The 25,123-nt window shown below is 63.3% G+C and carries 26 protein-coding genes and 1 tRNA gene; 11 read left to right on the top strand and 16 right to left on the bottom strand.

Annotated features, from left to right (window positions below):
• Window positions 1–84: 84 nt before the first annotated feature.
• The gene (locus RO009_11715; protein ID MDT3685697.1) at window positions 85–2,301 is read right to left on the bottom strand and encodes a DUF4242 domain-containing protein; all 2,217 of its coding nucleotides are present in this window, start codon (window positions 2,299–2,301) and stop codon (window positions 85–87) included.
• 235 nt (window positions 2,302–2,536) lie between these two features.
• Complete coding sequence (gene truA, locus RO009_11710; GenBank protein MDT3685696.1) at window positions 2,537–3,274, bottom strand: tRNA pseudouridine(38-40) synthase TruA; 738 nt, start codon at window positions 3,272–3,274, stop codon at window positions 2,537–2,539.
• 72 nt (window positions 3,275–3,346) lie between these two features.
• On the opposite strand from truA, the gene RO009_11705 reads away from it, so the two are divergent.
• Window positions 3,347–3,889, top strand: a complete 543-nt coding sequence (locus tag RO009_11705; protein MDT3685695.1) for a pyridoxamine 5'-phosphate oxidase family protein — start codon at window positions 3,347–3,349, stop codon at window positions 3,887–3,889.
• 57 nt (window positions 3,890–3,946) lie between these two features.
• Here RO009_11705 and RO009_11700 read toward each other — a convergent pair whose 3' ends face one another.
• The 3 genes from RO009_11700 to RO009_11690 are packed head-to-tail and all read right to left on the bottom strand — an operon-like array spanning window position 3,947 to window position 5,951.
• On the bottom strand, window positions 3,947–4,450 hold the full coding sequence (locus RO009_11700; GenBank protein MDT3685694.1) for an N-acetyltransferase: 504 nt from the start codon (window positions 4,448–4,450) through the stop codon (window positions 3,947–3,949).
• Window positions 4,447–5,379: a methionyl-tRNA formyltransferase gene (fmt, locus tag RO009_11695; protein ID MDT3685693.1), complete on the bottom strand. Its 933-nt coding sequence runs from the start codon at window positions 5,377–5,379 to the stop codon at window positions 4,447–4,449. The genes RO009_11700 and fmt overlap by 4 nt, the downstream gene beginning before the upstream one ends.
• A 56-nt stretch (window positions 5,380–5,435) precedes the next feature.
• A complete protein-coding gene (locus RO009_11690; protein MDT3685692.1) occupies window positions 5,436–5,951 on the bottom strand; it encodes a peptide deformylase in 516 nt (171 codons plus the stop codon).
• A gap of 91 nt (window positions 5,952–6,042) precedes the next feature.
• On the opposite strand from RO009_11690, the gene rmuC reads away from it, so the two are divergent.
• Together rmuC and RO009_11680 are read left to right on the top strand one after the other, a co-directional pair.
• Window positions 6,043–7,236 carry a DNA recombination protein RmuC gene (rmuC, locus tag RO009_11685; protein ID MDT3685691.1) on the top strand — a complete coding sequence of 398 codons (1,194 nt, stop codon included), beginning with the start codon at window positions 6,043–6,045 and terminating at the stop codon, window positions 7,234–7,236.
• 203 nt (window positions 7,237–7,439) lie between these two features.
• Window positions 7,440–8,792 (top strand): MFS transporter, encoded by a 1,353-nt coding sequence (locus RO009_11680; protein MDT3685690.1) that lies wholly within the window; start codon window positions 7,440–7,442, stop codon window positions 8,790–8,792.
• On the opposite strand, the gene arsC is transcribed toward RO009_11680, so the two are convergent.
• Window positions 8,789–9,208 (bottom strand): arsenate reductase (glutaredoxin), encoded by a 420-nt coding sequence (gene arsC / locus RO009_11675; GenBank protein ID MDT3685689.1) that lies wholly within the window; start codon window positions 9,206–9,208, stop codon window positions 8,789–8,791. The genes RO009_11680 and arsC overlap by 4 nt on opposite strands.
• Before the next feature lie 3 nt (window positions 9,209–9,211).
• On the bottom strand, window positions 9,212–9,817 hold the full coding sequence (recR, locus tag RO009_11670; protein MDT3685688.1) for a recombination mediator RecR: 606 nt from the start codon (window positions 9,815–9,817) through the stop codon (window positions 9,212–9,214).
• Between the two features lie 167 nt (window positions 9,818–9,984).
• Here recR and RO009_11665 point away from each other — a divergent pair, with 167 nt between their 5' ends.
• Complete coding sequence (locus tag RO009_11665) at window positions 9,985–10,227, top strand: hypothetical protein (GenBank protein MDT3685687.1); 243 nt, start codon at window positions 9,985–9,987, stop codon at window positions 10,225–10,227.
• Window positions 10,228–10,414: 187 nt separating this feature from the next.
• Window positions 10,415–11,482 carry a class I SAM-dependent methyltransferase gene (locus RO009_11660; protein MDT3685686.1) on the top strand — a complete coding sequence of 356 codons (1,068 nt, stop codon included), beginning with the start codon at window positions 10,415–10,417 and terminating at the stop codon, window positions 11,480–11,482.
• Here RO009_11660 and RO009_11655 read toward each other — a convergent pair whose 3' ends face one another.
• From RO009_11655 to RO009_11620, 8 genes are all read right to left on the bottom strand, one after another.
• Window positions 11,483–12,250 (bottom strand): ABC transporter ATP-binding protein, encoded by a 768-nt coding sequence (locus RO009_11655; GenBank protein MDT3685685.1) that lies wholly within the window; start codon window positions 12,248–12,250, stop codon window positions 11,483–11,485.
• Window positions 12,251–12,278: 28 nt separating this feature from the next.
• Window positions 12,279–13,268: an iron ABC transporter permease gene (locus RO009_11650; protein MDT3685684.1), complete on the bottom strand. Its 990-nt coding sequence runs from the start codon at window positions 13,266–13,268 to the stop codon at window positions 12,279–12,281.
• Between the two features lie 211 nt (window positions 13,269–13,479).
• The gene (locus RO009_11645; protein MDT3685683.1) at window positions 13,480–14,502 is read right to left on the bottom strand and encodes an iron ABC transporter substrate-binding protein; all 1,023 of its coding nucleotides are present in this window, start codon (window positions 14,500–14,502) and stop codon (window positions 13,480–13,482) included.
• Window positions 14,503–14,656: 154 nt separating this feature from the next.
• Entirely contained in the window at window positions 14,657–14,863 is a 207-nt protein-coding gene (locus tag RO009_11640; protein ID MDT3685682.1) for a TOBE domain-containing protein, read from the bottom strand.
• Between the two features lie 57 nt (window positions 14,864–14,920).
• Window positions 14,921–15,712 (bottom strand): molybdate ABC transporter substrate-binding protein, encoded by a 792-nt coding sequence (locus tag RO009_11635; GenBank protein ID MDT3685681.1) that lies wholly within the window; start codon window positions 15,710–15,712, stop codon window positions 14,921–14,923.
• Complete coding sequence (locus tag RO009_11630) at window positions 15,712–16,545, bottom strand: substrate-binding domain-containing protein (protein ID MDT3685680.1); 834 nt, start codon at window positions 16,543–16,545, stop codon at window positions 15,712–15,714. Before RO009_11630 ends, RO009_11635 begins: the two co-directional genes overlap by 1 nt.
• 168 nt (window positions 16,546–16,713) lie before the next feature.
• Window positions 16,714–17,436 (bottom strand): ATP-binding cassette domain-containing protein, encoded by a 723-nt coding sequence (locus RO009_11625; protein MDT3685679.1) that lies wholly within the window; start codon window positions 17,434–17,436, stop codon window positions 16,714–16,716.
• Window positions 17,437–17,438: 2 nt separating this feature from the next.
• Window positions 17,439–18,131, bottom strand: coding sequence for an ABC transporter permease (locus tag RO009_11620; GenBank protein MDT3685678.1), 693 nt, complete (start codon window positions 18,129–18,131; stop codon window positions 17,439–17,441).
• 87 nt (window positions 18,132–18,218) lie between these two features.
• On the opposite strand from RO009_11620, the gene RO009_11615 reads away from it, so the two are divergent.
• Both RO009_11615 and RO009_11610 read left to right on the top strand, forming a co-directional pair.
• Window positions 18,219–19,103 carry a helix-turn-helix transcriptional regulator gene (locus RO009_11615; GenBank protein ID MDT3685677.1) on the top strand — a complete coding sequence of 295 codons (885 nt, stop codon included), beginning with the start codon at window positions 18,219–18,221 and terminating at the stop codon, window positions 19,101–19,103.
• 128 nt (window positions 19,104–19,231) lie between these two features.
• Window positions 19,232–19,321: transfer RNA gene (locus RO009_11610), tRNA-Ser, on the top strand.
• Window positions 19,322–19,536: 215 nt separating this feature from the next.
• Here RO009_11610 and RO009_11605 read toward each other — a convergent pair.
• Entirely contained in the window at window positions 19,537–20,259 is a 723-nt protein-coding gene (locus RO009_11605) for a GntR family transcriptional regulator (protein ID MDT3685676.1), read from the bottom strand.
• Between the two features lie 424 nt (window positions 20,260–20,683).
• On the opposite strand from RO009_11605, the gene atzF reads away from it, so the two are divergent.
• The 4 genes from atzF to RO009_11585 all read left to right on the top strand — a co-directional run bounded on the left by atzF (window position 20,684) and on the right by RO009_11585 (window position 25,121).
• Window positions 20,684–22,486, top strand: coding sequence for an allophanate hydrolase (atzF, locus tag RO009_11600; GenBank protein MDT3685675.1), 1,803 nt, complete (start codon window positions 20,684–20,686; stop codon window positions 22,484–22,486).
• A 55-nt stretch (window positions 22,487–22,541) separates the two neighbouring features.
• Window positions 22,542–23,489, top strand: a complete 948-nt coding sequence (locus RO009_11595) for an NrtA/SsuA/CpmA family ABC transporter substrate-binding protein (GenBank protein ID MDT3685674.1) — start codon at window positions 22,542–22,544, stop codon at window positions 23,487–23,489.
• Window positions 23,490–23,578: 89 nt separating this feature from the next.
• A complete protein-coding gene (locus tag RO009_11590; protein MDT3685673.1) occupies window positions 23,579–24,349 on the top strand; it encodes an ABC transporter permease in 771 nt (256 codons plus the stop codon).
• Complete coding sequence (locus tag RO009_11585) at window positions 24,342–25,121, top strand: ABC transporter ATP-binding protein (protein MDT3685672.1); 780 nt, start codon at window positions 24,342–24,344, stop codon at window positions 25,119–25,121. Before RO009_11590 ends, RO009_11585 begins: the two co-directional genes overlap by 8 nt.
• Window positions 25,122–25,123: the final 2 nt, after the last annotated feature.

Genomic DNA, 25,123 nt, shown 5'->3' with positions numbered 1-25,123 from the left:
GCAATCAGTAAACACGCGGCCATATTTTCCCGCACCTGATCGGTGCTCGGGCTATTGGTCCACCGCGGATCGCTCAAACGAGATTCAGGACATCATCAATCCGGGATACCCGGCGCTGGCGACGTCGTCGCAATGCTCCCGGTATTTGCGTGCACCGGCCGCATAGATGGTCACCCGCCGCGGCTTGCCGGGCGTATTGGCGCCGAAGAACCAGGAGTTTGTCATTTTTCCAAGCACCGAGCCGTTGGCAACGTCGTAAACGTGCTCGGTCCATTCCTGCTCGGCGACGGGGGTGGGTACAACATGGTTGAGGTTCTGCGCGCGCATGAGACCAATACATCGCGCGATCCAGTCGACGTTCTGCTCAATGCAGCGACCTGCATTGCAGAGCGCTGCCGCATTATGGGGCCCGTTGACCATGAAAAAGTTTGGAAAACCGCTCACGAGCAGTCCGAGGAAAGTTGCCGGTCCGTCGCGCCACTTTTCGGCGAGCGAGAGACCGCCTTTGCCGCGGATGTCGATCCGGGTCAGGGACCCGGTACCCGCGTCAAAGCCGGTCGCATAAATGATGACGTCCAGCCCGTGCTCTTCGTCCGAAGTCCGGATGCCCGCCGGCGTGATCCGCTCGATCGGAGTCTCCCGCAAATCTATCAGCCGGACATTGGCCCGGTTGTAGACCTCGTAGTAGCCCTTCTCGAGCGGCACGCGCTTCGTGCCGATCGGATGGTCGGGGACCAGTTTCCTCGCCACATCAGGGTCGTGCACCCGGGCCATGATCTTGCGTCGGATGAAGTCGCTGGCATAGGCGTTCACCTCGAGGTTCATCATCAGGTCGGCGAAGTTTCCAAACCAGAAGGCGAAGCCCGGCCGTTGCCACAGCTCCTCGAACAGGGCCTCGCGTTCCTCGGCGGAGACCGCGAGACCTGACCTTGGGTCGAAGTTGTGGATGAATCCACCGTAGGATTCGCGGCACGCCGCCAGGATGCGACCCCAGCACCGACGGATTTCCTGCCGATCGTCCTGCGTCAGCGGACGGTTGCGCTGGGGAATGCAGTAGGTCGGCGTACGCTGGAAGATCGAAAGTTGGCCCACGCGGTCGGCGATCGTCTGGATGACCTGAACACCCGACGCACCCGTGCCGATTACGGCAACCCGCTTGCCTTCAAGTTCAATTCCCGCGGCGGGCCATCGCGCGGTGTGGCAGCTCTCTCCTGCGAACGTGTCCTCCCCCGGGTAGTGCGGCAACTGCGGCGCGGACAATGTACCGGCCGCTGCGATCAGATACCGTGCCGCGACACGCTCGCCGTCCTCCGTTTCGATCCACCAATGCCGCCCCGCTTCGTCGTAAGATGCGGCGGCGACCGGCGCGTCGAAGCGCATGTGCCGGCGCAGATCAAACCGTTCCACCACGTGCCGCAGGTAGCGCGAGATTTCGGGCTGAACCGCGAACAGCTCCTGCCAGTCCCAATCGCGGAGCAGCTCCTCCGAAAAAGAAAAAAGGTAGGTGTAGGTTTCCGAGTCGACGCGGGCGCCCGGGTAACGGTTCCAGTGCCAAACTCCACCAACATCGCTGCCACTTTCAAACAAGCGCGTGCGCAGCCCCATCCGGAGGAACCGTTGCAGCGCGCAAATCCCCGAGATGCCCGCACCGATGATGACGGCGTCGAGCATACTGATCTTGTCGGTCAAGTCGGTGGCGGCCGCGCGCGCCGCCTTGGTCTCGAAACGGAACCGCGTTTCTGTCGCACCAGATTCAAAGAGCTTGCGGGGGCGCGGATCGAATTCGGCGCAGCGCCAAATGCCGACGGGCACGATCTGCGCTGCCCGCAGGCATGCGTCGAGGCTCGCTTCATCATGCCCGTCAACGAGACATATCAGCCGGCCGCTGCTCTTCGATGCGAACACGCCTTCGACAAGCCGCCCGGCCGTCTCCAGGGCATCAACCGCCCTGCTCTGCGCCAGCAACGCTGATTGTTGATCCGCCGCATCCAGAGCCAGTTCCACGATCGTCCATTCGCTGGTCTTGCGTGCCGACTCGTTCCTGCTGCCGCCGCTGACTTCGACTTCCCACACCGCAGCGTCGGGAAATCCCTGATGCCGAAGCACATGCCGCACCGACTCCGCGTCGGCCGCCTGATAGCAGCAGAGCATTCGCTTGCCGCTTGTCGCGAGATAGGCGCGCAACCAATCGACCTGATGGATGTCCAGACAGCCGTGGCGGGCCAACCGGCGCACACCGTCACTGTCGAGCGGTGCCTGCAGTCCCACGATCGAGATGAGATCATTCCGGATTACTTTCATGGCAAAAGTCTATCCAGACAGATCGGGCTGTCCCCAGTGCAAGGGGCCAACAAGTTAGCAAACCGGCCGAAGAGTTGCCATATCGTCGATAATTGCCGCCAATCGGGCAATTCCGCTGTGCCTCTGTGCGGATAACCTTTCAGGCTATGGGACGCTTGGCCAAAGTTTGGTTGCCGAGACCCCTATGGCCCGGGTGGACACGCCAATTGCAGTGGCGGCTTCGAGCAGCCGGCATCTAATAGTCAACCTTCATCAGATAGAGGCCCTCCGGTGGAGCCACCTGTCCGCAGGCCGCACGATCGCGCGCCTTCAGCGCTGCGTAAAGATCATCGGCACTCCACTTGCCCTCGCCAACATTCACCAGAGAGCCGACCATCGAGCGCACCTGATTGTGCAGGAAGGAACGCGCCGAGGTGATGATGCGGATTTCATCGCCGCTGCGGACCACGTCGAGCTGGTCGAGCGTCTTCTCCGCCGATTTCGCCTGGCATTCGGTCGAGCGGAACGTTGTGAAATCGTGTTTGCCGAGCAGGCGTTGCGCGGCTGCGTGCATCTTCGCTGCGTCGAGCGGGCGCGCCCAGCGCCAGGCGCGCCCCCGCTCCAGCGCCAGATCGGGGCGGCGGTTGACGATGCGGTAAAGATAATGCCGCCGCATGGCCGAGAAGCGCGCGTTGAAATCATCCGGCACGATCTCGGCGGCGAGCACCGCCACCGGCCAGGGCCGCAGATGCGCATTCAGCGCGTCGCGCACCGTGCCGGGATCAAAAGCTTTTGAAAGATCGACATGCGCCACCTGGCCGAACGCATGCACGCCGGCGTCGGTGCGGCCGGCGCCCTGCACCACCGAGTCTTCGCCGCTGAAATCCTTGATCGCGGTTTCCAGCACGCCCTGCACCGAGGGTCCGTCGGCCTGAAACTGCCATCCCTGGAACGGCGCGCCGTCATATTCTATGGTAAGTTTATAGCGCGTCACGCTTGATCCACCTCAAAAGGCCAACCCGGAAACCATTCTAGATATTCAATACACGCCGCAGGGAACTTCGCGATGAAAAACGCCTTCAAGCGCCAGATCATCGAGCTGCTGGACCAGCACAGGATCATGAGCGTCGCGACCAACCGGGCGGACGGGTGGCCGCAGGCCACCATCGTCGGCTACGCCAATGACGGCCTGATCATCTATTGCTTCATCGCCCGCGACGGACAGAAATTTGCCAATCTTGCGCGCGATCCGCGCCTGTCCATCGCCATCGGCAACGACGTGCGCCAGCCGCTGCAGATCCGGGGCCTGTCGATGGCCGCGCGTGCCGTCGTGGTCGAGGACCGGGGCGAGATCGATCATGCCTATGCGCTCCTCATCAAGCGCTACCCCGAATACAAGGTGATGCCGCAGCCCGATCCCGCCGCCGTTCCGGTGATCCGGATCACGCCGGAAGTCGTGTCGATCCTCGACTATTCCAAAGGCTTTGGTCACACCGATCTCGTCAGCGTCACTGATCGCGACCTGGCTGAATTCGTCGAAAGCCGCCGTCATCACTGGGCCGGACATCCCGCCGAAAGTTTCCAGAACCGCATGCCCGGGCGGACATAACCCATCGTCTGAATGCCGTGTCGCCATGCGCGGCGGTCCGCATCGAGCGGGCAGGGCTCAGCCGAGCGCGGCGAAAGCGGCCGCATATTGCACGCGGCCGGACAAAGGCCCGCCATCCGACAGACGCAGCAACTGAAAATGCGGCCCCGCATAGGCGCAGGCAAAGGGTTCAGCTTGGGCGAGGTCGAATCCGAAGCGGCCGTAATAGTCGCGGCTGCCGAGAACGAAGACCAGCGACTCGCCCCGCTCCTTCAGCGTCTGCAGGCCGCGTTCGATCAGCGCCTTGCCGATGCCCTTGCGTTGATGCGTCGGAAGCACGGCGACCGGCGCCAGCGCCACGGCCTCGTGCCACATCCCCGCGTCGTCGATGCCCATGCGCGAAAACCCGACATGTCCGGTGATCACCCCGTCCTGCTCGGCCACGAGCGACAGAATGAGATCGCCGTCGGCGCGCAGCCGGTCAACGAGCATGGCCTCCTGGGGCGTCGGAAAGGCGGCGACATTTACCGCATGGATCGCTGTCACGTCATCCGGTCGTTCCGCGCGAACAAGCGCGGTCATGACACGCGCGTGCCCGGCGCCAGCGGCGTCCCGCGCAGGAATTCGTCCGCCTTCATCGGCTGCTTGCCGGCCCGCTGCAATTCCAGAATGCGCACGGCACCCTCGCCGCAGGCGATCGTCAGCTTGTCGTCGAGCGCGGTGCCGGGCGCGCCGCCGCCCTCGCCCTTGGTCGTGCGCAGGACTTTCACCCGCACCCCGCCATTGTCGCCCGCCATCTGGAACCAGGCCCCCGGAAACGGCGACAATCCGCGGATGTGATTGTGCACCTCCTGCCACGGCTTGCTCCAGTCGATGCGCGTCTCGCTTTTCTCGATCTTGCTGGCATAGGTCACGCCGGATTCCGGCTGTTTCGCGAATTGCAATGCCCCGCGTTCCAGCGCGCCGATGGCGCGATGCATCAGGTCGCCGCCGATCGCCGCCAGGCGATCATGCAATTCGCCCGCGGTCATGTCGGCGCCGATGGCGAGGCGTTCCATCATCGCCATGTCGCCGGTATCGAGCCCCTCGTCCATCTTCATGACCGTGACGCCGCTCTCGGCATCGCCCGCCATCACCGCGCGATTGATCGGCGCGGCGCCGCGCCAGCGCGGCAGCAGCGAGGCATGCAGATTGAAGCACCCGAGCGGCACGGCCTGCAGGATCGCTTTCGGCAGGATCAGCCCGTAGGCGACGACCACCGCCGCATCCGCACCATGCGCTGCAAACTCCGCCTGCGCCGCTTCGGTCTTCAATGTCTTCGGCGTTGCGACCTTCAGGCCGAGACGCTTCGCCTCGCGCGCCACCGGCGTCTCCTGCAAGTCCATGCCGCGGCCCGCCGGCTTCGGCGCGCGGGTGTAGACCGCCGCGATCTCGTGCCCGGCGCCGGCGAGTTCGATCAGCGTCGGCACCGCGAAATCCGGCGTGCCCATGAAGATGAGGCGAAGAGGCATGAATGATTACGACGCCAGCAGCTTGCCAAATTCTCGATGTAAGCAACCAACCATAACTACTCCGCCGCGTGCCGGGCGATCTTGGTGAATTTCTTGATCACGCGGTCGCGCTTCAGCTTCGACAGGTGATCGATGAACAAAACGCCGTTCAGGTGATCGATCTCGTGCTGGATGCAGGTCGCGAACAGACCGTCGGCCTCTTCCTCGTGCTGCTTGCCCTCGAGGTCAAGATATCTGACCTTCACCTGCGCCGGCCGCTCGACCTCCTCGTAATATTCCGGGATCGAGAGACAGCCCTCCTCGTGCACGTTCTTTTCCTCGGCCGACCATGTGATCTCCGGATTGATAAAGACGCGCGGCGCCTTTTCCTCATCCTTCTTGGCGAGGTCCATGGTCACAACCCGCACCGGCTCGCCGATCTGGATCGCGGCAAGGCCGATGCCGGGCGCGTCGTACATGGTCTCGAACATGTCCTCGACCAGCTTGCGGACGCCCTCGTCAATCGCCTCCACCTTCCTGGAGACGAGACGCAGTTGCTTGTCGGGGATGACGAGAATGTCGCGGATGGCCATGCGCGCGATGTAAGGGCTTGGCCGCGAACGGTCAATCCGTTCACTTTATGTTCTCAGCTATCCCGAATCGTGCTAGGAGGGTTTGATGGACATGTCCCCCCTCCTCGCCCGGCTCAATGAGTTGGACCCGCTGCTTGTCGCCGGCCTTGTTGCGTCGGCGGCCGCCATCCTGCTTGGCGGCGTCATCGCTCTGATCGTCATTCTGGTGATGCGCGCCCGCCGGCGGCGAGAGGACGCGGCCGCCGCGGCGCAAGCCGCCGAAGAAGCCGCCGCACAGCGGATGGCCGAATTGCAGCGCCTGCAGGCGGAGACGGCGGGCCAGGTCCGCGCCATGGGACAGATGCTGCACGCCCAGCACGCCGAGTTGCAGCGCGCCGTGCATGCGCGGCTCGATTCGGTGACGCAGCGGCTCGACCAGTCGATGCATCACACGACCAAGCAGACCACCGACAACCTGCAAAAGCTGAACGAGCGCCTCGCGGTGATCGATGCCGCGCAGCAGAACATCACCCAGCTCGCCACCCAGGTGACCTCGCTGCAGGCCGTGCTCACCAACAAGCAGCAGCGCGGCGCCTTCGGCCAGGGCCGGATGGAGATGATCATCCAGGACGGCCTCGCCAAGGGCACCTACGAATTCCAGTTCACGCTCTCCAATCGCACGCGGCCGGATTGCGCGATCTTCTTCCCCGACCAGCGCCCCCTGATCATCGACGCCAAATTCCCGCTGGAAGCGGTGACCGCGCTGCGCGACGCCAAGACCGATGAGGAGCGCAGCGCCGCCGGAAAATTGCTGCGCCAGAGCGTGAGCAAGCACATCGCCGACATCGCCGGCAAATACCTGATCCCGGGCGAGACGCAGGACCTTGCCTTGATGTTCGTGCCGTCGGAATCGATCTACGCCGAATTGCACGATCAGTTTGACGACATGATCCAGAAGGCGTTCCGCTCGCAAGTGGTCATCGTCTCGCCCTCGCTGCTCATGCTCGCCATTCAGGTGATCCAGCAGATTCATCGTGACGCCCGCATGCGCGAGGCCGCCGACAAGATTCACGCCGAGGTCGGCAACCTGATGGACGATCTGCGCCGCCTGCGCGAGCGCGTGATGAAGCTCGATAACCATTTCGGACAGGCGAGCGAGGATATCCGCCAGATTCTCATTTCCGCCGAGAAGGTGGAGAAGCGCGGCGCCCGCATCCGCGAGGTGGAGTTCGACGGTGAGCTCGATGACGGCACCGTCGTCATCCCGGCGCCGCTTCCGGCTCGCCGGCTGGAGGCGGGGGAGTGACTATTCTGTCTTTGTTGTCTAGCGTGATGGCTTGGCTTGTCCCGCAGGTCGGATTTACCCGACCTGCGCAACGTAATAATTTGCCATCCACGTTTTGGCCTGAATAAAGACGTGGATGCCCGGCACAAGGTTTACACTCGGGCCGGCCGAAGGCCGGACCCGGGTGCCAAGCATGACGCATAGTCGCTGACCGCCCGAGGCGCATGACCCCGCTCGAATCCCAGGCCCAGCCGAAATCAACCCTGCTCGATTCCCTCGCCGTCTATCTCAAGCCGCGGGTGCTGATTGTTATCCTGCTCGGCTTCTCCTCGGGGCTACCACTGGCGTTGTCCGGCGCCACCTTGATGGTATGGATGACCGAGAGCGGCGTCGATATCCGCACCATCGGCCTCTATGCGCTGGTCGGCCTGCCCTACACCATCAAGTTCCTCTGGGCGCCGCTGGTCGACGCGCTCGACGTGCCCATTCTCTCGCGCATGCTGGGCCGTCGCCGCGGCTGGCTTGTCTTTACCCAATTGCTGCTGATCGCCGCGATCCTCTTTCTCGCCTTGCAGAACCCCACTGTCGCGCTCTGGCCGATGGCGCTCGGCGCGGTGATGGTCGCCGCCGCCTCGGCGACGCAGGACATCGTCATCGACGCCTTCCGCGTGGAGAGCCTCGACACCAGCGAACAGGCGGCCGGCATGGCCGGCTACGTCGCCGCCTATCGCGTCGGCATGCTCGCCTCCGGCGCAGGCGTGATCGCGCTCGCCGCCTGGTTCGGTCATCTCGGCCTCCCGCTGCAGGTGACGTGGAGCTGGGGCTTCATCGCCGCTGCGCTGCTGATGGGCATCGGCCTGATCGCCTCGCTGCTCGCCACCGAGCCCCCCGCGCCTGAAAATCTCGAAAAAGACAACAATGCCATCACGCGCGTGTTTCTCACCGCATTCGGCGCCTTCCAGGAATTTCTGACCCGCGACTCGGCGATACTCATTCTGCTTTTCGTCGTGCTGTATAAATTCTGTGATGCCTTTGCCGGAGTGCTCACGGCGCCCTTCGTGATCAATATCGGTTTCGACAAGGCGGTATATGCAGCGATCGTGAAGGGCGTGGGCTTTGCCGCCGCCCTGATCGGCGGTTTTGCCGGCGGCGTGGTCGCGCGCGCATTGCCGCTGTCAACCAGTCTGTGGATTGGCGGCATCCTGCAGATGATCTCCAACCTCTCCTTCTCCTGGCTGGCGCTGATCGGCACCAGCGTGCCGGCGCTGACCGCCACCATTGTGTTTGAGAATTTCACCGGCTCGATCGGCACGGTGATTTTTGTTGCCTATCTTTCCGCTCTCTGCGGCGTGCGTTTGCACACTGCCACCCAATTTGCGCTGCTGACCGCGCTTGCCGCGGTCGGGCGCACAACGCTCGCTTCAGGCGGCGGCTTTGTTGCCGAGGAGACGGGCTGGGCCATCTTCTTTGCCATCACCTCGCTTGCCGCGATTCCGGGATTGCTGCTGCTCGCCTGGCTGCAGGCGCGCGGGCATTTCAGGTTGCTGGACAAACCCAAAAGCGTTGCGGTCGACTAACTCTGGCTCTTGCCCTCTGAGGCGATCACTTCTCCATTCTCCTTCACGAATCGCCCGATATCCGGATTCGGAAGAATCTCCAGCACGCGCTCGGACGGCCGGCACAGGCGCACGCCTTTCGGCGTTTCGACGATGGGGCGATTGATCAGGATGGGATGCGCCAGCATGGCGTCGATCAGTTGATCCTCGCTCAGGGAGGGATAGTCCAGGCCGAGCTCTGCATAGGGCGTGCCCTTCTCACGCAGCAGCGCCCGCGCCGACATCCCCATGGCCGCGAGTAAAGCCACGAGCTTGTCGCGGCTCGGCGGCTCTTTCAGATACTCGATAACGATCGGCTCCTCGCCGCTTTGCCGGATCATCGCCAGTGTATTGCGCGAGGTGCCGCATTGCGGGTTGTGATAGATAGTGATGGTCATGATCTAGATCGCCGTGCGCTGCTTGATCGCCGCCGACAGCGTGCCTTCGTCGAGATAGTCGAGCTCGCCGCCGACCGGCACGCCGTGCGCGAGCCGCGTCACCCTCACATTCGCATTGTGCAAAAGGTCGGTGATGTAATGCGCCGTGGTCTGGCCGTCGACGGTGGCGTTCAGCGCCAGGATCACTTCGGTCACCACCGGTTCGTGTGCGCGCGATACCAGCGCATCGATGGTGAGGTCCTGCGGCCCGACGCCGTCGAGCGGCGACAGCGTGCCGCCGAGCACATGGTAGCGCGCATTGACCGCGCTGGCGCGTTCCAGCGCCCAGAGATCGGCGACATCGGCGACCACGACGATCACGGACGGGTCCCGCCTGACGTCGGTGCAGACCGTGCAGGGGTCCTGCGTGTCGATATTGCCGCAGGTCTTGCACACCACAATGCGCTCACGCGCGGTCTCCAGCGCATCGGTGAGCGGCGCCATCAGCTGCTCGCGCTTCTTGATCAGGTGCAGGGCCGCGCGCCGCGCCGAGCGCGGGCCAAGCCCGGGCAGCCGCGCCAGCAACTGGATCAGGCGCTCGATTTCAGGTCCGGCAACGGCTTTCGGCATGATTTTGTATGTGTGACTCGCGGGATACGCATATTGCGAGGTCATTCCCCGAAATCAATGGGCGCCACCCGGAACCCGGCTGGGAACAAGGGCTATGGCGGCGGTGTTCTTGAGAATGCCATTGCACTTCGACGCCACATTCCTTGAGCCCGCAGGAGGATCACGCGATGAGGACCCTAGCTCTGGTTACTCTGGCACTGGCACTCGGCACAGCCACAGCCTTCGCACGGCAATGTCCGCAAGACATGGCAAAGATCGACGCGGCCCTGAAGACCGCCAATCTTTCAGCCTCGGACAAGGCCCAGGTCCAGAAATACCGCAAGGAAGGCGAGGCGCTTCACAACGCCGGCAAGCATCCGGAATCGGAAGCGACGCTCGCCAAAGCCAAGGCGATTCTGAAGGTCAAGTAAGGACCGGCGCAGGCCAACAGAGCGGATAGTGAACCGAGCTTGCGCACCGCGCAGTCATATCGCGAAAAATTGGCTGACGGCGGGAAATGGTCTGCAATGCGCAGCGGTTGCATTGGAGTTGATTGCGCAAGATCAGGAGCGGACCGGCCCTTTGGCACTCCGCGCGGGTCCGGCTATATTTGCACGCATGAGCCACCCGCTCGCCCGTCTCGCCACCCGCCTGACTTACGGCGCGCAGCAATTGCCGCGCATCGCCTGGTATGTCGGCCACGGCTATGCGCTGCAGCAATTGTCGAAACAGGCGCGCCGGCAGGGCGAAAGCACGCGCCCTCCCGTGCAGAGCAAGGGGCCGGTGCCCGGCCAGCGCCGGCTTTACGCCGACATGGCGAAACTCTTCACCCGCGACCTCGCCAATGTCGAGGACGGGCTTTATCCTCTCCCCGCTGATCACGACGGCGCGCTGCCGACATTGCTTTATCGCTCGCGGTTGTTCTTCGACGATCTGCCCGAGATCCATCGCCGCCGCGAAAGCAACGCGCATGACGAAGTGCGCAACGACGATATGCGTGGCAAGCGCCCCGACTATTATCTGCAGAATTTCCATTTCCAGTCCGGCGGCTGGTTGACCGACGAATCGGCCGCGCGCTACGACACCCAGGTCGAAGTGCTGTTCAAGGGCACCGCCAACGCGATGCGCCGGCAGGTGCTGCCGGAGCTGCACGAGGCTTTCGCCGGCAAGGACCAGCGCAAGCTGCAACTGCTCGACATCGGCTGCGGCACCGGCCGCTTTCTCGATTTCGTCAAGCAGGCCTGGCCCCGCCTGCCGGTCGTCGGCCTCGACCTGTCCGAAGCCTATCTCCGCCATGCGCGACGGCATCTGAAACGGTGGTCATGGGTGCGTTTCGCCGTCGGCAACGCGGAAACAATCCCATTGCTCGACAACAGCCAGGACGCGGTGACCAGTATCTTCACGATGCATGAATTGCCGGCGCAGGTGCGCCGCAAGGTCATCGCAGAATGCGCGCGCGTGCTCAAGCCGGCCGGGCGGCTGATCCTGATGGATTCCCTGCAGCGTGGCGACGTGCCGGATTATGACGGCCTGCTCGAACGCTTCCCGCAGAATTATCACGAGCCCTATTACGCCAGCTATCTCGACGAGGATTTCGAGAAAATTGCGCGCGACTGCGGCCTGACCCATATGCGCAATGTGAATGCTTTCGTGTCGAAGGTGATGGTATTTGACAAGGCGGCCTGATCAGCCGGGCAGAAACGCCGCGGCGCCGGTGGCGCTGTCGCTCAGCCGCTGCACCGGCGCGCGATAGAGCGCTTCCAGCCGCTCGCTGGTCAGCATCTCCGCCACCGGACCATCGGCAAGGCACTCTCCCGCGCGCAGCAGATAGGCGCGATGCGCCGCGCGCAGCGCATGGTTAGGATCGTGGGTGGTGAAGAGAACGCCAAGGCCGCCGTCCGCGAGCGCGCGGATTTCGCGCATCACCTTTCCCTGATTGCCGAAATCGAGGCTCGCCGTCGGCTCGTCCAGCACGATGAAGCGCGGCTCCTGCGCCAGCGCGCGCGCCAGCAGCACGAGCTGCCGCTCGCCGCCGGAAATCTCGGTGTAGGGCCTTTCCGCCAGGGCCGCGATTCCGAAACGCTCCAGCGCCCGCATGGTCACGTCGCGATCATGCGCGCTCGGCCGCGCGAACAGCGAACCATGCGCGGTGCGGCCCATCAGCACCACCGTCTCGACGGTGAAGGCGAAGGTGCCGCTATGCACCTGCGGCACATAGCCGATCAGCCGCGCGCGCTCGCGATCCGAGACCGCGCCGAGATTTTTTCCGGACAGCGACACCTCGCCGGCGCGCGGCGGCAGTAATCCCAACAGGGTTTTCAGCAAAGTGGTCTTGCCGCCGCCATTTGGCCCGAGCAAGGCCAGCACTTCTCCTTCGTTCACGCGGATCGACAATCCCTCGCCGACCAGCCGGCCGGGATAGCCGATGGAGAGATTCCGGGCGGAGATGGTCATGGCGCTTTGTACTCGGTCATTGAAAAGGTCACGACCATGTCCGGCTCACGCTCGCCAGCAGCCAGATGAAGAACGGCGTGCCGACCACGGCGGTGAGGATGCCAAGCGGGATTTCAATAGCCGCCGCCGTACGCGGAATGGTGTCGATGAACAGAAGAAATCCGCCGCCGAGAATGGCGGCCACGGGGAGCAGTCGTGAGAAATCCGGTCCCACCAATGATCGCGCCAGATGCGGCACCACAAGCCCGACCCAGCCGATGATGCCGGCGGTGGCAACGCTCGCCGACGTCACCAGGGTCGCCGCTGCGACAATCGCGATGCGCAGCGGCCTGACCGGCACGCCCAGCGCGCGCGCTTCTTCCTCCGGCAGCGACATCACGTTCATGCGAAAACGAAGCAGCAGCAGCATCAGCGTGCCGAGCGCGACCGGGCCGAACAGCGGCACGAGGTCGGAGACACCTGTGGCCGCAAGCGAGCCGAGCAGCCAGAAGGTCATGGCCGGAAGCTGGTTGTAGGGATCGGCCAGATACTTTACGAGCCCGACGCCGGCGCCGAGCAGCGATCCGATGACGACACCCGCCAGCACCAGCACCAGTACCGGATCGCGCGTCCGGATGGCGGTGCCGATCATATACACCGCCGTCACTGCGATCAGGCCGCCGGCAAAAGCCAGCACCTGAATGCCGAACACGCTAAGCGAAAAGAAGATGCCAAGCACGGCCCCGAGCGCGGCGCCCGACGACGCGCCAAGAATGTCCGGCGAAACCAGTGGGTTGCGGAACAGGCCCTGAAATGCGGTGCCCGCCACCGCTAGTGCCGCGCCGACGAAAAACGCCGCCAGCACGCGCGGCCCGCGCACCTGCAGGATCACCGCCTCGGTGGAGGCCGATACGCCCGAGGGCACACCGGTCATCTTTGCCCACAACACCGCGACAATGTCGGCCAGCGAGACAGGAAACCGCCCGACCAGAAGCGCTACGCCGAATCCGGCGGCGAGCACCGCCAGCGCGACGAGCATTCCGGGAAAGGCGGAGCGGGTCATGCTCGTTCTTCACCTCTCCCCGCTTGCGGGGATCGGACTCCCTCCCCCTGAAAGGGGGAGGGTCGGGGTGGGGGTCGAGTTCGCTCGAGTGATGCAATTGACCCCCACCCGCCCGCCTTCGCGAGCTTCGGCGGGCGACCTCCCCCTTTCAGGGGGAGGTATCCGTGCTGCGCCACTGTGCGTCATTTCACCCCCGCCCCCCCAGCACCCGCGCGATCTGCGCGTCAGTCAGTGTCACGTGATAGAAGCGCTTGTAGAAATCGCGCGTGATCGCCTGCAGATCCTCCGGAAAGCGCTGCGGATAGAGGATCTTCCCCAGCCACCACAAGCCGATCAACCGGTTCACCGACGGTGGAAAGTCCACCCAGCCAAACGGCAGTTTCGGCGACAGATGCACGTGTCCATCCTGCGCGGCGGCGAGGCCGGCCCAGGCCGGATCCTTCCGCACATTCATCGCAAAGTCGCGATCGATGGTGATGATCACGTCGGGATTCCAGACCAGCACCTGCTCGATCGACACATTGGCGAGGCCGCCCTTCCGCTCGCCGGCGACATTGCGGGCGAGCAGCTCGATGGTCTCCACATTGATCGAGCCGCCGAGTCCGGTTTCCAGTCCGCGCGGGCCGCGCGCGTAATAGACGCGCGGCCGCTTCTCGTAGGGTATGTCGGTGATGCGCCCGGTGATCGTCGTCAGCGTGCGTTGGGTGAAATCGGCGAAATCCTCGCCGGCGTCGTGTCGCCCGATCAAGTCGCCGAGCTTGCGGTAAGCGGTCGGCGTCGCAACAAAGCGGCCGTCGAGCAGCGCATAGGGAATGCCGGTCTGTTCCTGTACGCGTTCGGCGAGCGACACGAATGTGTCGCTGGTGGAACCGACATCCAGAATAAGATCGGGCTTTAGCGCCAGGACGACCTCGAGATTGGCGGTGTTGCCGCGCCCGGTAATGCGCCCCACTTCCGGGCGGCTGCCGATATCGAGCAAGAGAAATTCGCGTTCCTCCGGCCGGTTGGCGCGCGGCCAGCCGATCAGCAATTCCGGCGCCAGAGTGTAAAGCATGATCGCGGCTGGCGGCCCGGCGGGAAACACCCGCGTCACCTTTTTGGGGATTTGCAGAGTGCGGCCGGTCGCGTCGGTGATGCTGGCGGCGCGCGCGCCACGCGGCAGCGCGAACGAAGCCGAGAGCCCGGCAAGCAATGAACGGCGGGTGGGCATTCGTTTACTCCGTCATTCCGGAGCGCGGGCCATAAGCGCGTCCACGCGCGTCTTCGACGCACCATGGCCGCGCGCCCGGAATCCAGAGACACACTCGGGGTTTGCATCTCGATCCCGGTTCCGCGCCTTCGGCGCGTCCCGGAATGACAAAAATCTAGTCCACCCCCACCATCACGGCGCTGGCCTTGATCACCGCATAAGCCGTCTGTCCGGGCTCGAGCGCCAGATCGTCAACCGACTCGTTGGTAATTGCGGCGGTCACGACCTGGCCGCCAATGTCGATCTTCACATGCGAGGTGGTCACACCCTTGCGGATATCCACAATCTTGCCTTTGAGATGATTGCGCGCGCTCAGTCTCATGCCGCCTCTCCCTTGCTGGTCATTGCAGGTCCGTCGCGCGGCCCGCAAATGATCATATCATTTGGCCGGTGAGAATCCGTGCTTCACCAGGATCGCCTGTCCGTCGGCCGACAGGATGTACTTGGCAAACCGCTCCGCATTCGCAGAAGCGCCCGTGATGACCGTCATGCCGTAATCCGCCCCAACCGCGAGACTCTCCGGCAAGGCGACGACCTGCTGGCCCGCATTCTCCGACCTGGCGACAATGGCATTCGTGCAATAGGTCAGAAAGATGTCGGCCTGCCCGCTCGCCACGACATGCCCGTAGGCGTTGCGCCCGGGTGGCGGGGGCGCCGAATTGGGGCCGCCGGTCAACGGCAGCGCCTTCTTTGACAGCACGTCATTCGCGCCGGCTTTCAGCGCATCCGCCTTCTTGAACACCTCGAAAGCGTAATCGCCGGACGGGTCGGCCTTCGGCGTCGAAGTCCCGAGCTTGATCTGCGGGTCAAGCATGCGCTCCAGCAGATTCTCCGAGGTCACTGCAAGTCCCGGCTTGACCAAGGCGCAAAGGCGGTTACGCGCGAACATGACAACCGGCCCGGCTTTCCCGGCCTTCGCCAGCGCCTGCGGATGCGTCATGTTTGCGGAGGCGAAGACTTCCGCCTTCGCGCCGCCCGCAATTTCGTCGCGCAGCAGACCGGAGGGGCCATACTTCGCTTCGACCTTGATGCCGGACGATTTTCCAAATGAATTGGAAATTTCCGTCAGCGCACCACGCAAGCTGCCGGCGGCATGCAGCAGGACAGTCTCGGAAGCTGAAGCGGCGGCGCTCACGCTAAGCGCCGCCATGATCGCGAGAAACAGCCGCATCACACACCTTGAGCAGTTGCATTCGGGAAGAACAGCTGCTGGCCGTTGATCTTGTATTCGGCGATCGCCTTCTGGCCTTCCGGCGAAATCAGCCAGTCAATGAAGGCCTGGCCTTCTGCCTTCTTGACGTTCTTGTGCTTCTCCGGATTGACCAGGATGACGCCGTATTGATTGAACAGCTTCTTGTCACCTTCGACCACGATGTCGAGATCGCCGCGATTTTTGAAATTCAGCCAGGTGCCCCGGTCGGCGAGCACATATGCATTGGAGCCCGACGCCGTGTTGAGCGCGGCACCCATGCCCTGCCCGATTTCCTTGTACCAGTCCCCCCTCTCCTTCGCGATGTCGATATCCGCGGCCTTCCAGAGGCGCAGCTCGGCCGAATGCGTCCCCGACTTGTCGCCGCGCGAGATGAAGGGCGCGCCCTTGTCTTTGATCTTCTTGAGTGCCGCCGTGATGTCCTTGCTGCCCTTGACGCCGGCCGGGTCGCTTTTCGGACCAATCAGAATGAAGTCGTTATACATCACCGGAAAGCGCTTCACGCCATAGCCATCTGCGACGAATTTCTCTTCCTGCGCACGAGCGTGCACGAAGACCACGTCCGAATCGCCGCGCCGGCCGGTGTCCAGCGCCTGACCGGTGCCCTGCGACACTACTTTCACATCAATGCCGGACTTCTTTTTGAACAGCGGCAGCAGGTGGTTGAACAATCCGGAATCGGTCGTGGAGGTGGTGGACGACACCACGATGGATTTGTCCTGCGCGAGAGCGGGTGCAGTGGCAGCGATCAGGCCGGCGGCGGCCAGTGCTATGAAGATACGGCGTGTCGTCATTCTCTCTCTCCCTTTGATGTTCCAGTCACTCCGGGGCGTCCGCCGCAGCGCGAAGCGCGAGGCGGGCGAATCCGGAATCCAGCAACAAATGATGTCGGTGCATCTGGATTCCGGATCGCGCGCTTTCGCGCGCGTCCGGAATGACCAGGATGATTTTGCGGCATCTCATCAGACCAACAGCTCCCCCGCGATGAAGCGTCGGGCGTCTTCGGTTTTCGGTTGGGCAAAGAATTGCCCTGCATCGGCGATCTCGACGATGCGACCGCGATGCAGCAGGACAATTTCGCCAGCGAGGCGGCGCGCCTCGCCGAGATTGTGCGTCGACATCACCACCTTGATGCCGCGTCCGACGATGTCACGAATGAGGTCTTCCAGCGATTTGATCGCGGCCGGGTCGAGACTCGCCGTCGGTTCGTCAAGAAACAGAATGTCAGGATCCTTGGCGAGCGCGCGGGCCAGCGCCAGCCGCTGCTGCTCGCCACCCGACATTTTGCGCGCGGGACGGTCGCCGCGACCCTCGAGGCCCACAAGCGCCAGCAATTCCGCGGCGCGCGCCTTGCGTTCGCGCCGCTTCACGCCGGCGGCCGCCAGAGCATAAGTGACATTGCCGGTCGCGCTGCGGCGGAGCATGACCGGCCGCTGAAACACGATCGCCCGCCGCTCCGGCGGCACGTCGCTGCGGCCGCCCCAGGTGACGCGGCCGGAGGTCGGCGTGATCAGGCCCATTGCCGCGCGCAGCAATGTGGTTTTTCCCGAGCCGTTCGGGCCGACGAGAATTGTCGGTGCTCCCGGCCCGAAGGTCAGCTTGATCTTGTCGAGGATCGTCACCTCGCGCGCGAGGATCGACACTTCTTCGAGCATTAACGGCAGGTCGGAGGACGGCGCGCGCATGCTCACCCTGCGTAGCGTTCGCCGGCACGGCGCGCGCCCCAGGCCAGGGCGTTCACGACAATCACCAGCGAAATCAGAATGATGCCAAGGCCGATGGCGAGCGGCAGGTCGCCCTTGGAGGTTTCCAGAGCGATGGCGGTGGTCATGGTGCGGGTGAAGCCGTCGATGTTGCCGCCGACGATGATGACGGCGCCGACTTCCGCCGCCGCCCGGCCGAATCCTGCAAGGAATGCAGTGAGTAAGCTGAACCGCGCATCCACGATCAGCGTAACGATGCGCTTGATCGGGCCGACATTGAGCGCGGCGAGTTCTTCCCGATATTCCGCCGACAGATCCTCAATTGTCTGCCGCGCCAGCGCCGCGATGATCGGCAGGACCAGGATTGTTTGTGCAACGATCATCGCCTGCGGCGTGAACAGAATGCCCCAGAAGCCGAGCGGCCCCGACCGCGACAGCAGCAGGTAGACCAGAAGCCCCACCACCACCGGCGGCAAGCCCATCAGGGCGTTGAGCAGGACGATCAGGCCATTGCGGCCGGGAAAGCGCGTCAGCGCGATCCAGGCGCCAAACGGTATGCCGATCACCGCCGCCACCGCCACGGCCGACAGGCTGACCAGCAGCGACAGCCGCACGATCGCCATGAGCGTGGGGTCAGCCCGCAGAAGAAGGTCGAGCGCTGACGCGTCGGACGGCATATCGGCGTTACCTCTTCAGATTTTTGTTGCATCTACCGCAAAGTGGGTCAATTTTTGTAGTTCGTTCATAAATTTGCATACACGTTCATGCCTGAATTGCTGACCACTGACGAAGCCGCGCTGTATTTGCGTCTCAGCGAGCGCAAGCTCTACGAGTTGGTGGCGAATGGAGCCGTCCCCTGCAGCAAGGTCACCGGGCGCTGGCTTTTCCCGAAAGCCGCCCTCGACCGCTGGATCGCCTCCGGACTTGCCCAGCCACAAATCGCGCGCGAGACCCCGCCGCCGATCGTCGGCGGCAGCCACGATCCGCTACTGGAATCGGCGCTGCGCGACTCGGGCTCCGGGCTCGCAAGCCTCGCCGAAGGCAGCGAGGCCGGCCTGCGACGGCTGGCGCGCGGCGAAATCGCCATCGCGGCCATTCATCTGCATCAGCTCGATGACAATGTCGCCGACGCGAATATCGAAGTCGTCAGAGCCACGTCGGGCCTGCACGACACGGTGCTGATCGCCTTTGCGCGGCGCCAGCAGGGATTGCTGGTCGCGGCTGGCAACCCGCTCGGGCTTTCGGATTTGCCATCTGCCGCCGCGAAGAAAGCGCGCGTGGCGCAGCGCCCGGGAGGCGCCGGTGCGCAATTGCTCCTGCTGTCACTCCTGGCCGCGGCCGGCCTCACACCGGACGACCTGGAGCTTGTGCGGGATATCTGCCAAACCGGCAACGATGTCGCCCAGGCGGTGCGATCAGGCCGGGTCGATTGCGGGGTGGCGACGCGCAGCGCAGCCGCCGGAGCGGGCGTCGATTTCGTGCCCCTGGTATGGGAGAATTTCGACCTCGTGCTGCGGCAGCGCGATTATTTCCAGTCCCAGCCGCAGCAGCTTTTCGCCTTTATGCGCTCGGATGCTTTCGCGGCCAAGGCTGCCGATCTCGGCGGATACGACGTGGCGGAAGCGGGCCGGGTGCGACTGGTCAATTGACCGGAAATCAGGGGTTTTTCGGGCTTCCTCCGGCAGTTCCAACGTCTCTTAAAGCCGGAAGCTTTGCTTGTCAGACGACGTTCCGCCGTTATATTGCGCGCCTTCCGCGGATGAAGGTCCGCGGCGCTGGAGAGGTGGCCGAGTGGCTGAAGGCGCACGCTTGGAAAGCGTGTATACGGGCAACCGTATCGAGGGTTCGAATCCCTCTCTCTCCGCCACGCTCTAAGAGCAACCGCTCTCTCCGACGCCGCTAGGCCGTCAAAAGTCCACATTAAATGCAACGGATTTTCGAGCGGCCTCATTACTCAGCAGCGGTCAATCCCTCCGAACCGTTCTCCAAGGCACGCTACACTTTTCGCCCTCAGCACTCGCTGGGAAAAGTATTGAGGTTCGATCATCACCAATCAATAACTTGCACGCGAACGGAATGCCTTCATGCATTTCGTGAAAATGCCGACATGTCGGGCTTGCTCGTCTCACCTGCACGGCCGGCCGGCCGCGGCGCTTCCAGCGCCTGGACATAATCACTCGAAGCAGCGCGTACGAGTCGCACATGATTGCGCATCATGGCGGCGGCCGCTTCGCCATTTCCGCTTACGATCGCCCGGACGATGGCCTCATGCTCCTCGTGCGAACCGCGCAACCGATCGGGGATCTCGAATTGCGCCCGCCGGAAGGGCGCGATCCGCTGGCGCACGGAGAGCGCCGTCGCCGAGAGGAAATCGTTATGCGACGCACGGTAGATGACGTCATGAAAATCAAAATTGAGCGCCCGGTAGCGTTCACGGTCGTCAGCGCGAACCGCCTGTTCCGACTCCCGGTGCACCGCTTCGAGACGCGCGCGTTCGGAGGGAGAGATGCGCTGCGCGGCGAGCCTGGCGCAGATCGCCTCGAGTTCTCCCATTACCTCGAACATCTCGGCGAGCAGGGCGTCGTTCGGAAGCGAAACGACCGCCCCGCGATGAGGACGCCAGTCGACCAGTCCGGCGGAAATCAGCTGTCGGAGCGCCTCTCGCACCGGGGTTCGTGACAATTTGAAACGCGCGGCGAGCGTGGCTTCGTCAAGTTTCGACCCGGGCGGATAAACGCCTTTCAGAATATCGTCCGCCAATCGCTGGCGTATTTCCTCAGATCGGGTGGTCGTGGCCTTCGACATTGATCATCCGTCCGGCGGTTTGGCACGGCTTCGCATAGCGTTGCATACATGATGTGCAAGCAAGCGCAACGGCGCGTACAGCCCTAATCAGCCAATTATTTGAGCCCTGGGTGTCACTAAAGGGCCTCGCCCTCAATGTATTGCATACAATTAAAGCATAGCATGTATAGATTTTTCCTTTTGTTGAGAATTCCTCATGCTTTACCGTTAGTTATAGCTGCATTAGTTGTATGCAGATATCCGGGATTTGGGGATGAGCAGCGAAAAACCGTGGAAGCCGAATTTTCTAGCCTTTGATTCTATTGGCCTTCTCCGCCTCGCGATTCCCGCCCCGCGTCCGAACGCCACCCAAAAAGTTGGAACGGGCGTTGCATAGCCTTCGGAGGCCCGGGATTGCGTCCGGGTCGGGCCTCGGAGAGCTGGCTTGGAAACCGTCGTATCCATCGTCGCTGCCTGTCGGGACGGCGCGGTTCGCGCCGAGGACATCGTAGCGCGCAGCTATGCACGCATCCGCGCGCACGGCGACCCAGCCGTATTCATTTCCTTGCGCGACGAGCGGGAAGCAATCGCCGAAGCCCGCGCACTGGCGGCGCAAGATGCGAGGTCGCTTCCCCTCTATGGCGTGCCAGTCGCGATCAAGGACAATATCGACGTTGAAGGTCTCGAGACCACTGCCGCCTGCCCTTCCTTTGCCTATCGCGCCTCGCGCGACGCCGCCTGCGTCGCGCGCCTGCGGCGCGCGGGCGCAATCGTCATCGGCAAGACCAATCTCGATCAATTTGCCACCGGTCTCGTCGGCGTCCGCTCGCCCTATGGCGTCCCCCGTAATCCACTGAACGCCTCGCTCGTTCCTGGCGGATCCAGCTCGGGGTCCGCAGTAGCTGTGGCGGCGGGGCTCGTTCCGCTCGCGCTCGGCACGGATACGGCAGGCTCCGGGCGCATTCCGGCGGGATTGAACAATATTGTCGGGATCAAGCCCTCGCTCGGACTCGTCCCGACCACGGGCGTGGTGCCGGCCTGCCGATCGCTCGATTGCGTCTCCGTCTTTGCGCTCACGGCGGACGACGCCTTCACAGCATTGCAAACGATGGCCGGCCCCGACCCAAATGATCCGTTCGCGCGCAGCCTCGGGCTTCAGGCGTTGGATCTGCCCGTCAATGGAATGCGGATCGGAGTGCCGCGTCCTGAGCAACGGCAATACTTTGGTGATGCCCGTGCTGAAGCGTCCTTCACGTCCGCGCTCGGCAGTCTGTCGAAGATCGGCATGGATATCGTCGATGTCGACTTTTCCGCGATGCTCGAAACGGCGCAGCTTCTCTACGAAGGCCCCTGGGTCGCGGAACGCGCCTGCGCCGTCGGCGAGTTCATAGAGAAGCACCCCGACGCCATTCTCCCGATCACCCGAGATATCATCCTCGCCGGCCGCAAATTGTCCGCCGTTGACGCCTTCCGCGGCAACTATCGGCTCGCGGCGTTACGCGCGGCAGCGTCGCGGGTTCTTGCCACCGTCGACGCGCTTATGGTCCCGACGACGCCCGCCGCGTACACGCTCGAGCAAGTCGACGCCGATCCCCTTCGGCTCAACAGCCGTCTCGGAACCTACACGAATTTCGTAAACCTGCTTGACCTCTGCGGCACAGCGGTGCCCGCCGCGATCGCGGACGATGGCACACCTTTTGGCGTAACATTCCTTGCGCCCGCCGGTCGCGATGCGCTTACCGCCTCGATCGGGCGCTCGTTTCATCATCAGACCAGGCTGCCGCTCGGCGCGCTCACTGCAGCGCATCCGCCTCTTCCGGTTCGTCAGGAGGAACCCGGCGGCGACATCGCGATCGCCGTTGTCGGAGCTCATTTGTCGGGCATGCCGCTTAATGGCGAGCTTCAGATTCTCGGCGCCAGGCTCGTGGAGCGCACCATCACGAGCGCGGACTACAAATTGTTTGCCTTGCCTGGTGCCGCGCGCCGACCGGGACTGCTCCGCATCGCGGACGGGACGGGCAGCGCCATCGAAACGGAAATCTGGACACTGTCCTTTGAGGCATTTGGGCGCTTCATCGCCACCATCCCCGCTCCGTTATCGATCGGAACCGTCAGACTGGCGGACGGCCGCTCGGTCAAAGGATTTCTGGTCGAGGCCGTCGCGACGGCGGATGCCTGCGATATCTCGAGGTTCGGCGGTTGGCGTGCATTTGTGTCGAGCGCGGAGGTCGATCATGCCGCCTCATGACGCCGCCTTGGCACGCGTTTTGCGAATCGAACTGTAACCAGCAGGGAGCTCAAACATGATCTGCCGTCGCAAATTCCTCATTGGCACCGGAGCCGCCATTGCGGCGCCCTCCATCCTCCGCGCCCAGGATGTCACCGTCATCAAGATGGGCGCACTGAAGCTCATCCATTCCATTGCGCCCTACTTCTACGAGAAGTTCACGCCCGCGGGATACAAGGTCGAGGTAATCCCGTTCGAGAGTCCCACCGAAGGCAAGAATGCCGTCGTCACCAAAAGCGTCGATTTCGGCATGTTCGGCATTGCCGCGGCGACGCTCGGCGCGTCCGCCGGCGAGCCGATCGTCGTGATCGCGAGCGCATGCAATCGCGGCATGGGCGTCGTTGCCGGAAAGGATTCGCCGATCTCCTCGATAAAGGATCTCAAGGGCAAACGGGTTGCGATCTGGCCGGGATCCACGCAGGAGGTGTTTATCCTCGAACGCCTGCGCATGGAGGGGATGTCGGTGAAGGACGTCACGCCGGTGCGCGTGTCATTCAGCGAGATGCATATCGCGCTCGCGCGTGGCGACGTTGACGCCTATGTCGGCGCCGAACCCGCTCCGGGCGTCAGCCTTGCCTCGGGGGTCGGCAAGATCGTCGAGTATCCTTACGGCACCGCGATGGGATCGCTGAACATGGTCTTCGGCGCGCACCGCGATACGTTGGCGAGCAATCCGAAGCTCACCGAAGTCATTCTCAACATCCATCGCCAGGCATCGGAATTCGGCATGAAGAATCCCGAGGAGATGGCCAAGATGGCTGTCGCCAAGCTTGGGCAGAAAAAGGAGGCGATCGACAAATCCGTGCCGAATGTCGAGCTGACCTGGAAGTTTGGCGCCAAGGAAATCGAGCAGTCGAAGACCTACGCCAAGCACATGCTCGAGCTGAAGCAGATTCGGCAGCTTCCGGATTTCGCCTCATTCTTCGATACCCGCTTCGTTGAGAAGATGGAGAAGCCGGCTTGACCGCGATCGCGGAAACGGCCTCGGCCGCAAGCACGTCCGCGAAGCCGGCCGCGAGGCCGGCTTCGCACGGCGCCCAGTTCTGGACCCGCCTGCGGGGAGCCGCGCTCGCTGTTCTGCTTCCAGTCGCAGCACTTGTCGTGTGGCACTTTGCGACCTACGGGCGAAAGTTCAATCTTATTCCGCCTCCGAGCGACGTCGCGCTGGCGCTCTATGATCTTGCCTTCGGCGGCATCTACGATGATGCCTACAGCCAGACGCTTCTCATTCACATTCTTGCTTCGGTCACTCGCGTCTATGGGGGATTCGCGATCGCGGTCGCGACCGCGCTGCCGCTTGGCCTGCTGATCGGGCGTATCCCGCTGATCCGCGGTCTCATCGATCCCACCTTGCAGGTACTGCGGCCCATTCCGGTCACCGCCTGGTTGCCGTTGGCGATGATCATGTTCGGACTTGGCCCGCGCTCCGCCTTCTTTCTCGTCTGCCTCGGCGCCTTTTATCCCATCCTCGTCAACACGATTTTTGGCGTGCGTTCGGTCGATCCGCGGTTGTTCGAAGCGGCCAGCATGCTCGGATGCCAGGGAACCATGCAGTTTTTCCGCGTTTGCCTGCCGGCGAGCCTTCCGGCGATTTTCACCGGCCTGCGGCTCGGCCTCGGCTTCGCATGGGTCGTGATCGTCGTTGGCGAAATGACCGGCGTGCAGACCGGCCTGGGCGCCATCATCATGGAGGCGCGGCAGTTGTCTCGCACTGAGATCGTCATAGCCGGAATGATCGTGATCGGATTGCTCGGTTTCATTTCCGACCGGGCCGTGGTCTGGCTCGGTCAACGGCTGCTTCGATGGAGTCCGAACTTTGTCTAACGCAACCATCCCCATTCTCGATATCCGCGGCGTCAGCAAGCAGTTCGAACTGCAAGGACAACGCATCGAGGCATTGCGCGACGCCAACCTCCGCGTCAACAAGGGCGAGTTCGTGTGCCTGATCGGCGCGTCAGGATGCGGAAAATCCACGCTGCTTCGCATCGTCGCGGGATTTGAAGTCCCGAGCCAGGGCCAAGCCCTGATGTGGGACGTGCCGATCGCGGGGCCTGGGCCGGAACGCGGCATGGTGTTCCAGGACTACGGCCTGTTTCCGTGGCTGACGGTGAGGGGCAATATCGGCTTCGGCCCGTCGGCGCGCGGCCGCTCGACGGCAGAAGTCCGCGACATTGTCGAGCGCTTCGTGGCACTCGTCGGCCTGGAGAAATTCGCCGACGCCTATCCGCATCAATTGTCCGGCGGCATGAAGCAGCGTGTCGCGATTGCGCGGGTCCTCGCAAATGACGCGGAAATCGTTCTCATGGACGAGCCGTTCGGCGCGCTCGATGCCATGACCCGCGAACGCCTGCAGGATGAATTGCTCGAAATCTGGCAACGCACCGGCCTCACCGTCCTGTTCGTGACCCATTCGATCGAAGAAGCCATTTTTCTTGGCGACAGGATCGTGGTGATGTCCCCCAGTCCCGGCCGCATCGATTCCGACGTGCGTGTCGCGCTGGATCGGCCACGCGAGGTCGTGGCTTCTGACTTCAATGAAATCCGGCGCGAATTGTCGGCTAAGCTGCACAGCCATCACGGCCGCAAGGCCGCTTGAGG

It is taken from the genome of Pseudorhodoplanes sp. (assembly GCA_032027085.1).
In the GTDB taxonomy this organism is placed as follows: Bacteria; Pseudomonadota; Alphaproteobacteria; order Rhizobiales; family Xanthobacteraceae; genus Pseudorhodoplanes.
The sequence above is the reverse complement of the archived record's forward strand: the minus strand, read 5'-3'. Positions and strand labels throughout refer to the sequence as shown.